At 55.9% G+C, this 14153-nt stretch carries 16 protein-coding genes; 3 read left to right on the top strand and 13 right to left on the bottom strand.

Annotation, left to right across the window (positions count from 1 at the left end; translation table 11 throughout):
* Positions 1–40: 40 nt before the first annotated feature.
* The 5 genes from dxs to VQ830_RS01465 all read right to left on the bottom strand — a co-directional run bounded on the left by dxs (position 41) and on the right by VQ830_RS01465 (position 4549).
* Positions 41–1957, bottom strand: coding sequence for a 1-deoxy-D-xylulose-5-phosphate synthase (dxs, locus tag VQ830_RS01445; protein ID WP_337266274.1), 1917 nt, complete (start codon positions 1955–1957; stop codon positions 41–43).
* 133 nt (positions 1958–2090) lie between these two features.
* Positions 2091–3011, bottom strand: a complete 921-nt coding sequence (locus VQ830_RS01450; RefSeq protein ID WP_337266275.1) for a pirin family protein — start codon at positions 3009–3011, stop codon at positions 2091–2093.
* A 176-nt stretch (positions 3012–3187) separates the two neighbouring features.
* On the bottom strand, positions 3188–3316 hold the full coding sequence (locus VQ830_RS01455) for a hypothetical protein (protein ID WP_337266276.1): 129 nt from the start codon (positions 3314–3316) through the stop codon (positions 3188–3190).
* A 43-nt stretch (positions 3317–3359) separates the two neighbouring features.
* Positions 3360–3611 (bottom strand): exodeoxyribonuclease VII small subunit, encoded by a 252-nt coding sequence (locus VQ830_RS01460; RefSeq protein WP_337266277.1) that lies wholly within the window; start codon positions 3609–3611, stop codon positions 3360–3362.
* A 2-nt stretch (positions 3612–3613) separates the two neighbouring features.
* On the bottom strand, positions 3614–4549 hold the full coding sequence (locus VQ830_RS01465) for a histone deacetylase family protein (RefSeq protein WP_337266278.1): 936 nt from the start codon (positions 4547–4549) through the stop codon (positions 3614–3616).
* A 193-nt stretch (positions 4550–4742) separates the two neighbouring features.
* On the opposite strand from VQ830_RS01465, the gene VQ830_RS01470 reads away from it, so the two are divergent.
* On the top strand, positions 4743–5144 hold the full coding sequence (locus VQ830_RS01470) for an acyl-CoA thioesterase (RefSeq protein WP_337266279.1): 402 nt from the start codon (positions 4743–4745) through the stop codon (positions 5142–5144).
* Positions 5145–5241: 97 nt separating this feature from the next.
* Here VQ830_RS01470 and VQ830_RS01475 read toward each other — a convergent pair whose 3' ends face one another.
* The 3 genes from VQ830_RS01475 to VQ830_RS01485 are packed head-to-tail and all read right to left on the bottom strand — an operon-like array spanning position 5242 to position 7118.
* Positions 5242–5808, bottom strand: a complete 567-nt coding sequence (locus VQ830_RS01475) for a biotin transporter BioY (protein WP_337266610.1) — start codon at positions 5806–5808, stop codon at positions 5242–5244.
* Between the two features lie 6 nt (positions 5809–5814).
* On the bottom strand, positions 5815–6444 hold the full coding sequence (locus VQ830_RS01480; RefSeq protein WP_337266280.1) for an energy-coupling factor transporter transmembrane component T family protein: 630 nt from the start codon (positions 6442–6444) through the stop codon (positions 5815–5817).
* The gene (locus tag VQ830_RS01485) at positions 6441–7118 is read right to left on the bottom strand and encodes an energy-coupling factor ABC transporter ATP-binding protein (protein ID WP_337266611.1); all 678 of its coding nucleotides are present in this window, start codon (positions 7116–7118) and stop codon (positions 6441–6443) included. Before VQ830_RS01485 ends, VQ830_RS01480 begins: the two co-directional genes overlap by 4 nt.
* Positions 7119–7273: 155 nt before the next feature.
* On the opposite strand from VQ830_RS01485, the gene VQ830_RS01490 reads away from it, so the two are divergent.
* A complete protein-coding gene (locus VQ830_RS01490; protein ID WP_337266281.1) occupies positions 7274–8464 on the top strand; it encodes a winged helix-turn-helix domain-containing protein in 1191 nt (396 codons plus the stop codon).
* A 36-nt stretch (positions 8465–8500) separates the two neighbouring features.
* Here VQ830_RS01490 and ribB read toward each other — a convergent pair whose 3' ends face one another.
* Positions 8501–9604 carry a 3,4-dihydroxy-2-butanone-4-phosphate synthase gene (gene ribB, locus VQ830_RS01495; RefSeq protein ID WP_337266282.1) on the bottom strand — a complete coding sequence of 368 codons (1104 nt, stop codon included), beginning with the start codon at positions 9602–9604 and terminating at the stop codon, positions 8501–8503.
* Positions 9594–10712, bottom strand: coding sequence for a chorismate synthase (gene aroC, locus VQ830_RS01500; protein WP_337266283.1), 1119 nt, complete (start codon positions 10710–10712; stop codon positions 9594–9596). Before aroC ends, ribB begins: the two co-directional genes overlap by 11 nt.
* Before the next feature lie 250 nt (positions 10713–10962).
* Between aroC and VQ830_RS01505 the strand changes: the two genes are divergently transcribed.
* Positions 10963–11223, top strand: a complete 261-nt coding sequence (locus VQ830_RS01505) for a DUF1344 domain-containing protein (protein WP_337266284.1) — start codon at positions 10963–10965, stop codon at positions 11221–11223.
* Between the two features lie 45 nt (positions 11224–11268).
* On the opposite strand, the gene VQ830_RS01510 is transcribed toward VQ830_RS01505, so the two are convergent.
* From VQ830_RS01510 to VQ830_RS01520, 3 genes are all read right to left on the bottom strand, one after another.
* On the bottom strand, positions 11269–11859 hold the full coding sequence (locus tag VQ830_RS01510; RefSeq protein ID WP_337266285.1) for a histidine phosphatase family protein: 591 nt from the start codon (positions 11857–11859) through the stop codon (positions 11269–11271).
* Between the two features lie 28 nt (positions 11860–11887).
* Positions 11888–12706 carry an enoyl-ACP reductase FabI gene (gene fabI / locus VQ830_RS01515; protein ID WP_337266286.1) on the bottom strand — a complete coding sequence of 273 codons (819 nt, stop codon included), beginning with the start codon at positions 12704–12706 and terminating at the stop codon, positions 11888–11890.
* A 227-nt stretch (positions 12707–12933) separates the two neighbouring features.
* A complete protein-coding gene (locus VQ830_RS01520) occupies positions 12934–14085 on the bottom strand; it encodes a DnaJ C-terminal domain-containing protein (RefSeq protein WP_337266287.1) in 1152 nt (383 codons plus the stop codon).
* Positions 14086–14153: the final 68 nt, after the last annotated feature.

Genomic DNA, 14153 nt, shown 5'->3' on the forward strand with positions numbered 1-14153 from the left:
AATCAGCGACGAACGGCGGAGCAGCCGTTCATTACGACAGTTATCCTGCCGCTCCGATTTTCCGATCCTGACCGAGCGCCTTGAACACGGTGGCGACGATCCCAGCGCGATCAAGCCCTGCCTTCGCATACATGACTTCAGGCTTTGCTTGCTCCATCCACAGATCCGGCAGCACCAGAGAGCGGATCTTCAAACCAGCGTCCAGAAGTCCCTCAGAGGCGAGAAACTGCATGACATGGCTGCCAAAGCCACCGATCGAACCTTCCTCAATCGTCAAAACGATCTCGTGGTGGCGCGCCAACTGGCGGATCAGATCGTGGTCGAGCGGCTTCGCAAATCGCGCGTCGGCCACTGTCGTGGAAAGGCCGGCGGCATCAAGATCTTCTGCAGCAAGCAGAACATCGGCGAGGCGCGTTCCGAATGAAAGGATCGCGACCTTTGCGCCTTCCTTCATGATGCGACCCTTTCCGATCTCCAGAATTTCGCCGCGTTCAGGCAGGTCGACACCAACGCCTTCTCCGCGAGGATAACGAAACGAGATTGGCCCGGCATCGTAGGCTGCTGCCGTGCGCACCATATGTTTAAGCTCGGCTTCGTCTGCCGCAGCCATCACGACCATTCCCGGCAAGGCCGCCAGAAAAGTTGTGTCAAACGAACCTGCATGCGTCGGGCCATCGGCACCGACAAAGCCGGCGCGATCGATCGGAAAGCGAACAGGCAAACCTTGGATTGCCACATCGTGAACGACCTGATCGTAGCCTCGCTGCAAGAAAGTCGAGTAGAGCGCACAGAAAGGTTTGAAGCCCTCCGATGCAAGACCGGCCGCGAAGGTCACGGCATGTTGCTCCGCGATGCCAACGTCGAAGGTTCGCTCCGGAAAAACCTGCTGGAGTTTGTCGAGCCCGGTACCGGAAGGCATGGCAGCGGTGATTCCAACGATCTTGTCGTCGCGCCGCGCTTCTTCTACCAACGCTTCCCCGAAAACAGCAGTATAGCTTGGCGCATTCGGCTTGGCCTTCGCCTGTGCGCCGGTGATGACATCGAACTTGTTGACGCCGTGATATTTATCGGCAGCCGCTTCGGCAGGCGGATAACCCTTGCCCTTCTGCGTCACGACATGAATCAGAACCGGGCCGCGGGCATTGTCTCGGACATTCCGCAGCACAGGCAAGAGGTGATCGAACGAATGCCCATCGATCGGTCCGATATGATAAAAGCCCATTTCTTCGAACATCGTGCCGCCGGTCACATAGCCGCGCGCATGTTCGACGGCGCGCGTGATGGCGCGATCAATCGACTTGCCAAGATAGGCCGTGAGCTTCTTGCCGAACTCACGGATTCCCATATAGCTGCGGCCCGAGGCGAGGCGAGCGAGATAGGCACTCATCGCGCCAGTGGGCGGGGCGATGGACATGTCGTTGTCGTTGAGAATAACGATCAGCCTGGCGTCCAGTGCGCCGGCATTGTTGAGTGCCTCATAGGCCATACCTGCGGACATTGCGCCGTCGCCGATGATGGCAATGACACGGCGCTCGCTTTTCGCAAGATCGGCTGCGACTGCCATGCCAAGGCCGGCAGAGATCGATGTCGAAGAATGGGCCGCGCCGAAAGGATCATATTCGCTTTCTGCGCGTCGCGTGAAGCCAGAAAGGCCGCCTTCCTGCCGCAATGTCTGAATGCGATCCCGTCGGCCCGTGAGGATCTTATGCGGGTAACATTGATGTCCTACGTCAAAAATCAGCCGGTCGTCAGGCGTGTTGAAAACTTTGTGGACAGCAATCGTCAATTCGACCACGCCAAGTCCGGCTCCAAGGTGTCCACCAGTCTTGGAGACCGCGTCGATCATCTCGTCGCGGACCTCCCGTGCCAATTGCGGCAGATCGCGATCTTCGATCTTCTTCAGGTCGGCAGGAATGGAAACAGTGTCCAGAAGCGGTGTCTTGTACGATTGTGTCACGGGCGAACGCCCTTCCTTTTTGTCATTCTTATCTCGGTTTATGCGATCAGATTGCTGTGAAACAAGCCTATTTCAAGAACCGCCTGGAGTTTCTTTTTTGTGTACGAATACAAGACGGGGGAGTTTTCGTCGATCATTCTGGCAGAGGGATGAATTCTTCCTCATCGCCAGGCACGATATCAAAGCGCGCTGTGCGCCACTCTTCTTTCGCCTGTTCGATCCTTTCCTTTGATGACGAAACGAAATTCCACCAGATGTAGCGTCGAGAGGCAAGTGGAGCACCACCGAACAGCATGATGTGGCAACCGGTTTCATTGCTTTTGATCGTCACATCGTCTCCTGGCCTTACAACCAACAGACGGTCGGCATCGAAGTTGTCTCCCGCAATGGTCAACGAGCCTTCGAGGATATAGATCGCACGCTCTTCATAGCCAGCCGAAAATTGAAATTTCGAAAGGGGATCCAACCTCAGGTCGACATACAGTGTATCGCTTAGCGTCGAGACCGGAGATACAAGACCTTCAAATTCGCCGATGATCAGTCTTCCTTGTGCGCCTCCAGCAGCGAAGACGGGCATGTCATCTCGATCCGTATGTGAAAAGCTAGGATCGATTTCTTCGCGTCCGTCGGGCAACGCAAGCCAGGTTTGTACGCCGGAAATTGAAAGAGGTTGTCCACGCGAATTCTCGGGCGTTCGTTCAGAATGAACGATACCCCGGCCAGCCGTCATCAGATTGAGATCACCGGGTCGAACAACGCGTTCCGTGCCGAGACTGTCGCGATGCTTAATCTCGCCGTCAAAGAGGTAGGTGACGGTCGAGAGGCCAATATGCGGATGCGGGCGCACGTCGAGAGCGCTACCCGCTTTCAAAAGTGCCGGCCCCATTCGGTCAAAGAATATGAAAGGGCCGACCAACCGACGCCGGCTGCTTGGCAAAGCACGACGAACCTCGAACCCGCCTATATCGCTCGTGCGCGGGATGATGAGCTTCTCGATGGCATCGGATGAAAGGGCATCGCCAGCTGTGGGATCTTCACCGGGAAAGAAAGACATAGACCGTGCCCCGTCTCGCGACCACAGATTGCTGCGCCTGCAGCCCGAACATTCGAGCTTGCTCATGCAAAGTGCTTAGACGAAAACAACCTTCCGCACAAATGTGAAGAAGGAACTCTACTCTAAGCGGCCTGATAAAGGTCTCTTCAGGATGGTGATGGCGACGATGCCCTCTTTTACGAGGTGGTCTCGCCCGGCGTGAAGCCAAGCAGATAAACAGCTGCAAGCAGAACTGCGATAATGAAGATGACAATGACGAAGGTCGTCATGCCACGGCGAGCTTTGGGAGAGGTGTCTTTAGGCATGCGCGGTTAATGCCGCGACATGCCTTTTGTTCCCTTCGGATCGTTATTCTCCGTCCAGTGGCTCGACGCTTTGTGGCTTTCCGGAGCGATCGAGGCGTATCTTTTCGATTCGATTTTCGGCGGACGTGAGCAGCATTTCGCAATGCTTCTTCAGCGCTTCGCCACGCTCATAGATCGAGATGGATTCGTCGAGCGCCACGTCTCCGCGCTCCAGACGCGCAACGATGCTTTCCAGTTCGGCAACTGCCTTTTCAAAGGACAGTTCCGTGACGTCGGTTCCGACGCTGCCAGTCATACTCAACCTTTCATCATTCGTAAAATATGCAATCCCGCCGATTCGGCGAGGCCTTCAAGATCATAGCCGCCTTCAAGCAGGCTGACGACCCGGTTGGAGGCACTTTGATCGGCGATCTCCAGAAGACGTCCTGTTGCCCAGTCAAAGTCCTCACCGACGAGATTGATCTGCGCAAGCGGGTCCCGATGATGCGCATCGAACCCGGCCGAAACGAGCAGAAAATCGGGCCGGAAATTTTGAAGCGCGCTGAGCACGCGAGATTTAAAGGCCTCTCTGAAGTGCTCGCTGCCCGTGTTTGGAGATAAAGGCGCATTGACGATATTGCCGTGGGTGCCCGTTTCGTCCTTTGCGCCAGAGCCTGGGTAAAGCGGTATCTGGTGTGTCGAGCAAAACAGAACCGAGGGATCGTCCCAGAAAATGTCTTGGGTTCCATTGCCATGATGAACATCCCAGTCAACGATGGCGACACGCTCCACCCCATAGGTTTTTTGGGCATGGCGGGCCGCAATCGCAACATTATTGAAAAAGCAAAAGCCCATTGCCTTTGTTTTTTCAGCGTGGTGTCCTGGCGGACGTGACGCCACGAAGACATTGTCCGCAGCTCCTGAAAACACGTCGTCGACGGCAGCAATGGCTCCGCCCACACCAGTCAAAGCCGCTTGCAGGCTCTTTGGCCCAGCATAAGTGTCGGCCTCAAGTTGATGAATTTCGCCCTCTTCCTCGGGAATTTGCCGCATGACGGCGAAGAGATGCTCTTCCGGGTGGGCCAAAAGGACGGCATCTTCGTTCGATTGCGGTGCTTGCTTTCGATCCAAGCGCGCGAAATTCGGATGTTGGAGAGCAACCTCCAAAGCGCGCAAACGGTCAGCGCGTTCCGGATGGCCGGCCGGAGTGGTGTGTTCCAGAAAGACCGGATGTTCGTAAAAGCGTGTGGTCATTGCTGCAATTTATCCTCACCCTGCGTCATCATCCATTCCACATGTTGTCGATATCAAGGATTTCAACAGCTACAAGCAGGTCTGCTTTATTTACCTAATCAGAAGAAGACGTCGTCCCAGTAGAAGGCTTCGATTTACAACATATCACTTGCCCGCTAAGCCTAAGATGCGGCTTTTTGTTGGGGCTTATTCAATGGCCGAAGAGAGATATTTGCCTTTATCCGAAATGGCTGTTCCCTTTCATGATGTCGACATGAACGGGAGCATGTTTCTGGCCTCCTATATCACCTATGCAGAGGCCGCCCTGGAAGCATTCTGGTCGCGTCGTCCTACGAGTGGCGTCGAGCCACATTACACCGTCAGCAAAGTCTCGCTTACGATTAGAAGGCCATTGGCTCATCGCGATCCGGTACGCTTCGTACCTTCCGTCGATAAGATCGGCATACATTCAGTCGGCTTCATGGTGGTCGCGGAAAGCAGGCAAGAAACGGCAGCCGAGATCGAAATCATCTGGCAATCCCGAGACCCCGACGACGGCAGCTTCATGGCTCTGCCAGAGGAGACGCGGGACTGGCTCTACGGTTTTCTCGTCTGACCGGCGGTGTCCCCTAACTCAAGGTTCGGGACACAAGCTGGAGTGATGTCCCGATCTTAGTTGATCTTCGCGAGCTTTATGGGAGCCAAGCGCTCAATCAAGCTTTGCTGCGCGGCAGCAGGGGATAGCCAGCAAGAACGGCGCGTCCCGCCAGCGCGGCGATGAACGCTTTAACGACATCGACCGGGATAAAAATCATGGAGCTCTTGAAGGCGGCGACAAAGCCCATCTTCGCTGCAATCGAAAGATACACGATGCCGCAGCCGTAAAGCACGAGGATGCAGCCAAGGACACTTGCAAGGAAGAAGCTCATAAGCTGCTTCATATCCGAGGTCGCAGGATCAACGAGGCTTTCGGAGGCAAGGCCGGTCAAGTAGGCCGCTGGCAGCCATCCGAGCAGAAAGCCGGCGGTCGGTCCCGCAAAAACGGCCAAGCCACCGCGTCCGCCTGCAAGCACCGGCAGGCCGATCAGGACAAGAAGCAGAACAATCAGCACGGCAATTGCCGCGCGCTTACCGCCGAGGATGACACCCGCCAGCATAACGCCGAGCGACTGCGCCGTGATTGGAACGGGGAAAAAGCCAAGTTCGATTTTCGGTACGAGCCCAAGTGCCACGATGATGGCGGCGAAAAGGGCCGCGAGAACGAGATCACGGGTGTTCAGCATTGGCTAGTTCTCCTCTTTGTTTTTCGTTACCGCATGCCGTCTAATTCGTCTCGCGTCAATCGCGGAAGCGACATTATCTGCGTCCTTGAGGGTCAAGATGATGAGCGGTACGAGAAGGCTGAGAGGGCGAAGCCGCAGGCCGCGCGCCGTATGGGCGTCGCGAATGGCCTCATACCGTGTGAGAATATCGGGCACGAAGCGTATGACGAGACCAATTGCCAGCCCTACGTCACTCGCACGCAGTAGACCAATCTTTTCAAGAGGATAAGCCAGTCGCGTTATCTCATCGATGAAATCCGTCACCTTGGTTGTCGCTGTCACGGCAGCGGCAAATACCATTAGCGTCGTCAGCCGCAGTAGCGTCATCAATGCTTCTTGCCACGGATTGAAGGCGAGGCTGAAGATGGCAACGATCAAGATTGTGATGAAAACCGGGCGCAACATCGCCAAGGCCGCGCGAAGGGGAAGGCCAATGCTCGCAAAAATCAGAACTGCGACTGCGCCAAAGGCGACAAGTACCAGAAGATCGTCCGTCAGGAAAATCCCAACGCCAAGAATGGCGAGAACGAACAGCTTGAGGCGAGCAGGTAGCCGGTGAAGCCGGCTATGACCTTCGACATAAAGAGACTTCATGCCAATGCGATATCCCGGTAGCGGTTCACCGCATCCCGACCTGGCGCATCGGCGGCAAGCCGCCCTTGGTCAAACACCAGCACACGATCGAAATCGGCAACTAGGTCAAGATCATGGCTGATGACGATAATGTTCTCTGGAAGGTTGGAGATGATGCTGGCGACCTTCTGTCGGTTTTTCAAGTCGAGCTGATTCGTCGGTTCGTCGAGGATGAGAAGGGCGGGTTCGGTCGCGAGGACTGAGCAGAGCGCCGCAATCTGCAACTCGCCGCCTGAAAGCTCGTGGGCGCGACGATCTCCAAGGGCTTGTGCGCCGAAACGGCCCAGCACCCCGTCGATACGCGCGTCAAGCTCGTTTTTGGCTACGCCGCGCGCTTTGAGACCTAACGCGATATCTTCGCGAACGATCGGCAGGATGATCTGGTTTTGCGGTGACTGGAAGATGAAGCCGATATCGGCGAGGGCGCCGTTCGCATCGGTCGTATCCTTCCCGTTCACCATGACCTTTCCACTGGTCGGCTTGACAAGGCCGTTGATCATGCGGGCAAAGGTGGTTTTGCCGGATCCGTTCAACCCGATGACGCCGATGCGATTTTCGGTCAACAAAAGAGAGAGAGGCTGGAGAGCAACCTTTTCCCCGTATCGAACTTCGGCCTGTTCGAAGCGTATCTCCAAGGCTGCGTTCTCCAGCTCGATTGATATGGCGCGACTGTTCAGCGCATCGCCTGTCATAGAGCTTGAACTCGCTAAGGCCAAGAAAAAGGCGGATGCGTACCGCGATAGATTCCATTTCGGGTGGATAAAGCGTTTCTTCCGCTTAAAGTGACGGCATGACCACATTACTTCCAAATGCCGTCGCCCGTCGTGTTTTCCTGGAACGACAAGGCCTTTCTGCGCCGCCAAGCCGACTCCTTACGAAAGTTGGGCTGCTCGGACTTATCGAGGACATAGGATTTGTCCAGGTCGACAGTATTCAGACCGTCGAGCGCGCGCATCATCAAATTCTCTTCTCACGCAACCAGACCTATCGCAGAGAGCATTTGACGGAGCTTCTGGAAAACGACAGACAGCTTTTCGAGCACTGGACGCATGATGCAGCCATCTTGCCGAGCGCCTTCTTCAAATACTGGAAGCATCGCTTTCGGCGTAAAGAACAAGATCTGCTGGAGCGCTGGCGCAAGTGGCGCGGCGAGGGTTTTGAAGCTGCCTTTGCGGAGACCTACGAGCGGGTTGCCAAAGGTGGTCCGATCACCTCCCGAGAGGTCAAGGCCGAAGATCACGTGTCGGGCGGCTGGTGGAACTGGCATCCAAATAAGACTGCGCTCGAATACCTCTGGCATACGGGACGTCTTTCAATTGCAGGCCGCGCGAACTTCCAAAAAATCTACGATCTGACGGAGCGCGTAATACCCGCGGAGTTTTTAATGCCCGAAGTTAGCCACGACGACTTTGTCGACTGGTCTTGCCGAAGCGCACTGCAAAGGCTTGGCTTTGCAACACATGGGGAAATCGCTGCGTTTTGGGCACTGATCTCACCGGAAGAAGCGCGGCTGTGGGTGGAGCAGCATCGGGATGAACTTGAACCCGTTTTGATCGAGCCGGCGCTGGAGGGCAAGCCGCGAGCTGCCTATGCTTTCAAAGACTTCGGCGAACAGGCATTCGACGCGCCTTCGCCACCGGCCCGCCTGCGCGTACTCAGCCCATTCGATCCGATGATACGCGACCGTGCTCGCACTGAGCGCTTGTTCGGCTTCTTCTACCGGATCGAGGTTTTTGTACCCGAACCCAAGCGCCAATACGGCTATTATGTTTTTCCGCTATTGGAAGGCGATCGGCTGATCGGTCGTATCGACATGAAAGCCGATCGAAAATCCAACATTCTGTCGGTCAAACGCCTTTGGCTTGAAAGGGGCGTGAGACCATCCTCAGGACGAATGGCCCTTCTTGCCTCGGAGCTTGGTCGGCTTGCAAAATTTGCTGGCCTGGATGAGGTCGTCTACCAGGACGGCTGGCAGGGTTGAAGAGGTCCTGCCAGGGATTTGTTACCGAGGTGAAAGTCAGCAGATCTCCGTCTTAGAGATTTCGATGCCGAAACCCTGAAGGCCGACATAATGGCGTTCGCGGCTTGTCAGCAACTTTATCGAGGTAACGCCCAAATCCTTCAGAATCTGCGCGCCAAGCCCGATCTCCAGCCATTCGCTTTCGCGGCTACGCGCTTCCGCATGATCTTCCCGGTTTTTTCGCAGGTTTTCGCGACCGCGACCCTGGTTCCCGACGCCGACGGACCCCTCTCGAAGATAAACAATGATGCCACGGCCTTCTTCCGCGATCTTTTGCATATAGCGATCGACTGGGCGTGCCTTGCCAAACAAGTCATCGGCGACGTTTTCCGGATGAAGCCTTACGGGAATGTCGATGCCATCGCGAATGTCGCCGAAGACCACAGCGAGATGCTGCATCGGGTCCCAGGGCAGGGAATAGGTAGAGGCTTTCGCGCGTCCAAAAGGTGTCTCGACGTCGAAACTCTCTCCGAGTTCAATCAGCGTTTCCTTGCGCTGCCGATAGGCAATGAGATCGGCGACCGAGACCAACTTCAGGCCATGCGACGCTGCGAAGCTGCTCACTTGCTCTCCGCGCATCACCGAACCATTGTCATTGACGAGTTCGCAGATCACGCCGATCGGCGGCAAGCCGGCAAGTTTGCAAAGATCTACGGCTGCTTCCGTGTGCCCCGACCTCATCAACACGCCGCCTTCACTTGCGATCAGCGGGAAAATGTGACCCGGACGAACGAAGTCATTCGCGCCGACATTCGGGTTGGCCAGGTTACGAACGGTCAGCGTGCGATCATCAGCTGAAATGCCTGTTGTCGTACCGTGCTTGAAGTCGACGGAAACGGTGAAGGCGGTTTTATGAGCTGAGTCGTTCTCTGCCACCATTGCGTTAAGGTTTAGCCTTTTGGCTTCCGTACGCGGCATCGGCGTGCAAACGATCCCGGATGTGTGGCGCACGATAAAGGCCATCTTCTCCGGCGTGCAATGGACAGCCGCAACAATCAGGTCGCCTTCATTTTCGCGGCCGTCATCATCGACGACCACAACGATTTCGCCGGCCTCGAAGGCGCGAATGGCGTCAACGACGCGCTTTTGATCAAAAGGCATGATGGTTTCCCTCTCTGTCGCGGCCCGTCTGGCCCCGGTCTCGAAGATAATGATCGGCAATGGCGCATGCGATCATGGCCTCTCCAATGGGTACGGCGCGAATGCCAACGCACGGATCATGGCGACCTTTGGTGCGAATATCCACATTCTCGCCGTCGGCATTGATCGAGCGCCGCTCGGTCAGGATGGACGATGTGGGCTTGATTGCAAACCGCGCAACTATCGGCTGACCTGTCGAGATTCCGCCCAAAATGCCGCCGGCATTGTTCGATAGGAAAAGCGGGCGTCCATCATTTCCCATCCGCATTTCATCCGCATTTTCTTCGCCAGTCATCTCTGCTGCGCCGAACCCGTTGCCAATCTCGACACCCTTAACGGCGTTGATCGACATGAGACCGGCGGCGATATCCTGATCGAGTTTAGCATAGATCGGCGCACCAATCCCAGCCGGCACGCCCTCGGCGACCACTTCAACAACGGCGCCGATCGAAGATCCATTTTTGCGGATTTGATCGAGATAATCTTCCCAGACCGGAACGATGGCGGCATCAGGGGAAAAGAACGGGTTTTGCGACACCTGATCCCAGTCCCAGTTTCTGCGATCGATGCGATGCTTGCCGATCTGCACCAGAGCGCCGCGAACGATCATATTGGGAACGACAAGCCGGGCGATTGCGCCAGCAGCTACACGGGCGGCCGTTTCCCGCGCTGAGGAGCGTCCGCCGCCGCGATAGTCGCGAATGCCATATTTCACGTCGTAGGCATAGTCGGCATGTCCCGGGCGATATTGACGAGCGATTTCACCATAGTCCTTGGACCGCTGATCGGTGTTTTCGATCAGCATGGATATTGGTGTGCCCGTTGTCACGATCGTTTCTTCATCAGCCTCGGTCATGACCCCTGAAAGAATTTTGACCAGATCGTCCTCGCGGCGTTGCGTGACGAAGCGCGACTGTCCAGGCTTCCGCTTATCGAGCCAAGATTGAACGTCGGCGAGCTTGAACTTCAGGCCGGGGGGGCAACCGTCAACGACACAACCGAGGGCAGGCCCATGGCTTTCACCCCATGTAGTGACACGAAAGAGATGACCGAAACTATTATGCGACATGAACCAAAACCGGATTGCGCGGGCGGGCGGCCACGCTTTCTTGTTAATTTGGCTTTCTCTTAAGGGAAAAGTCGAGGTGACAAAAGACTTTCTTTGTTCTGGCGCAACGCGGATGCAACAGGCCAGTATGGTTAAAAAGCGATTCATCAATTAGGCGCGAAGTGCCAAGTTTCCGGGCAAATTCCGCCATATTCCCAAGGCTATTTAAGCAAAATCGAATCAAACCCGTTTTATGGTGAGGAGTGCCATCATGCGTTTCGTCGTTGCCGCGCTTTTGGCCACAGCGAGCTTTCTTTCCCCGATCAGCGGTTTCGCTGAGAGTGCGGACGTCGAATCCGTGATCCGAAAGATCGATATGAATACCCACAGCATCACGCTTGAAGACGGCAAAACATATCAGGCCTCAGAAGAATTTGACTTTGAGGGCTTGAAGGCGGGCGTGAAAGTGATCGTCTTTTACACTGAAGTCGATGGAAAACGTGTCATCAACGACCTCGATATCGTCAAGTAGTCAGATGATCGGCGAGCGTTAACAAGACGGACCGATCATCCGGCCTCAGAGCCAGCTGATTTCGCCAGCATCTCTGTCTATCCGCAAAATCTTATCCTGAGGAATGCTGCCTTCCGCGGCGTCGTGGTCTGGAACATTGGCCAGCATACGGAAGAACGTTCTGATAACGCCGCCATGGCTGACGCACACTGTCGGTCTTTCAACCGACTTCAGCCATGAGCCGGTGCGCCAGGAAAGAATTTCGTAGCTTTCGGCATCGTCCCCAGGCGGAATGAAATGCCACTTGTTACACGCCCGCTCTTCGACGCCACGGCGGTTGTCCACCTTGAGTTCTTTGATCGTTGAACCTTCCCAGCTCCCGAAGGACACTTCGATCAGTCTGTCGTCGGTACGGTAGGCGAGGGGATCAAGGCCCATGGCCTTGCGCAGGATTTCCATCGTCTCACGCGTGCGGCCAAGCGGGCTTGCCACGAAATCGAAGTCGCGATGTCGTTCGCCGAGCAATGATGCGAGGAACAGGCCGTTGGCTTCTGCCTGAGCACGGCCAACGGCATTCAGAGGAATGTCCTTCTGGCCTTGCAGACGGCGCTCAGCGTTCCAATCGGTCTGTCCATGACGGATCACATAGATCAGCACTGCATTGCCCCATGAAAGGCCAGCTTCATCAATCCTTTACGACGGAAATATCCGGCGCATCGACCGCCTTCATACCAATGACATGGTAACCGCTATCGGCGTGATGGACCTCGCCTGTGACCGAGCGTGAAAGGTCAGACAGCATATAAAGCCCGACATCGCCAACTTCCTCGATCGTTACCGTCCTGCGTAGCGGCGCATTATATTCATTCCACTTCAGAATATATCTGAAGTCGCCGATACCAGATGCCGCCAATGTCTTGATCGGGCCGGCGGATATTGCGTTGACGCGGATATTCTTGGGGCCGAGGTCAACAGCAAGATACTTGACGCTTGCTTCAAGTGCAGCCTTCGCAACGCCCATAACGTTATAGTTCGGCATAACCTTCTCTGCACCGTAATAGGTGAGCGTGAGAAGCGAGCCGCCGTCGGTCATCAGCTTCTCGGCGCGCCGTGCCACCGATGTGAAGGAGTAGACCGAAATCTGCATCGTCTTGGTGAAATTGTCCGGCGACGTATCGACATACCGTCCAGTCAACTCATCCTTGTCGGAAAAACCAATGGCATGCACGACGAAGTCGATCTTGCCCCAAAGTTTGCCGACATGATCAAAGACCGCGTCAATAGTCGCCTCGTCGGAAACGTCGCAATGGCCGGCAAGGACCCCACCGACCTCTGCGACCAGTGGCTCGACGCGTTTCTTCAGCGCATCGCCCTGATAGGTGAACGCAATTTCGCCGCCCTGGGCATGAATAGCCTTGGCAATACCCCATGCAATCGAACGGTTGTTGGCAACACCCATGATGATGCCGCGTTTTCCAGACATGAGGCCGGATGCCTGAGCCATGTTTGTTCCCCTAAAGAATTCAAGTGGATTTGCCTATGGCATAGGCCGATCCGCGGTTCAAGCTGAACAGCAATCATCAACTGTTAGGAACCGTAACAAACCTTGCGCCGGATCGTCAGGCGAAAGTTGTCAATCGAAAGGCTTGTCCATGGAGCGTGCAACCTTTGCTTTCAGCTTTTCGGTCGACATAGCCTTTCCAGGAAAGATGAAGCCGCGAAAGTTTATAACTAAAGATAGAGGCCGTTTTTCATACTGCGCATGAGATCGGTCATCTTATCGTCAGGCTTCTCCCACAGAACGATGCGAAGCTCGACGACAAGGTCACCCCGCTCGCTTGCCTCGTTGGGCAGCCCTTTTCCGGGAATGCGGATAACCTTGTCCGATCCCGACCAGGCGGGAATATCGATTTTAAGAGAATCCGTCGGCCCCCGAACTTCCGCCTGCATGCCGAGGACGGCATTATCGATACTGACCGGCAGTATGGTATGAACGTCATAGCCGCGCACGGTCATGTCGGCGTCCGGTGCGACCTTCAACGTCACGACGGCATCGCCTCGCGCCATGCCAGGCAACTTATAGCCCTGTCCTTTCAAGCGGATTTCGCTGCCCTCTGTCATGCCAGGGGAAAGAGTAAGGGTCGCCTCTCTATTATCGTGCAATGGCACGCTCACGCGCGCCTGCTCCATAATCTCCTGGATGGTCACCGTTGCGATCGCCAATTCGTCTGGCGCTTTTTCGGGCAGCGGTGCAGCGCCGGTGATGCGCCGAACCAGCGAGGTCAGAAGAGTAAGCGGCTGAAGAACGCTGGGAGGCGGGGCAGCCTGATCGCTGGCTGGCGCGTTGTCGTCGGCGGATGGTTTTTCTTCCGGCGCGGCAGCGCTTGCTGTTTCTGCCTCAGGACCTGCGGGACGACCTGCCGAGGACGGTCTTGCCCTGCTGCCGGACGTGGCGCGGCCGGAAAAGCCGAACATACGTTCCACAACTTCTTCGGCTTCCACGGTTCCCGTCTGTTGCTTGGCAGCTTCCGCAGCGGCCTTCTGTGCCGCGGCTCTGGCAAGTTCTTCCATGATCCGCTCGGCATTTTCACGCGCCGCTTTGGCACGTTCGGCCGCTTCACGTGCTGCCTGCCGTTGTTGCATGATCGTAGGCTCGTCGCTTTTCGGCTCGGCCATAGCCGCGGCCCGATCGACTTGCCGCCGCTTTTTTGGATCTTTTAGCAGTTCGTAGGCGCGACCGATCTCCATAAAGCGCGCATTGGCATCCGGGTCACCCGGATTGTGATCGGGATGGGCTGATTTCGCCAGACTACGCCAGGCAGCCTTGATCTCAGCTTGATTTGCGTCGCGTCGGATTCCCAGGACTTTGTAAGGGTCACGCATATATCAACCACCGGCTCAGCGACCTACGCAGTTTCTATAGCGTATGCCGACAAAACAACTCTTTCGGC

It is taken from the genome of Oryzifoliimicrobium ureilyticum (assembly GCF_037199735.1).
GTDB lineage: Bacteria > Pseudomonadota > Alphaproteobacteria > Rhizobiales > Rhizobiaceae > Rhizobium > Rhizobium ureilyticus.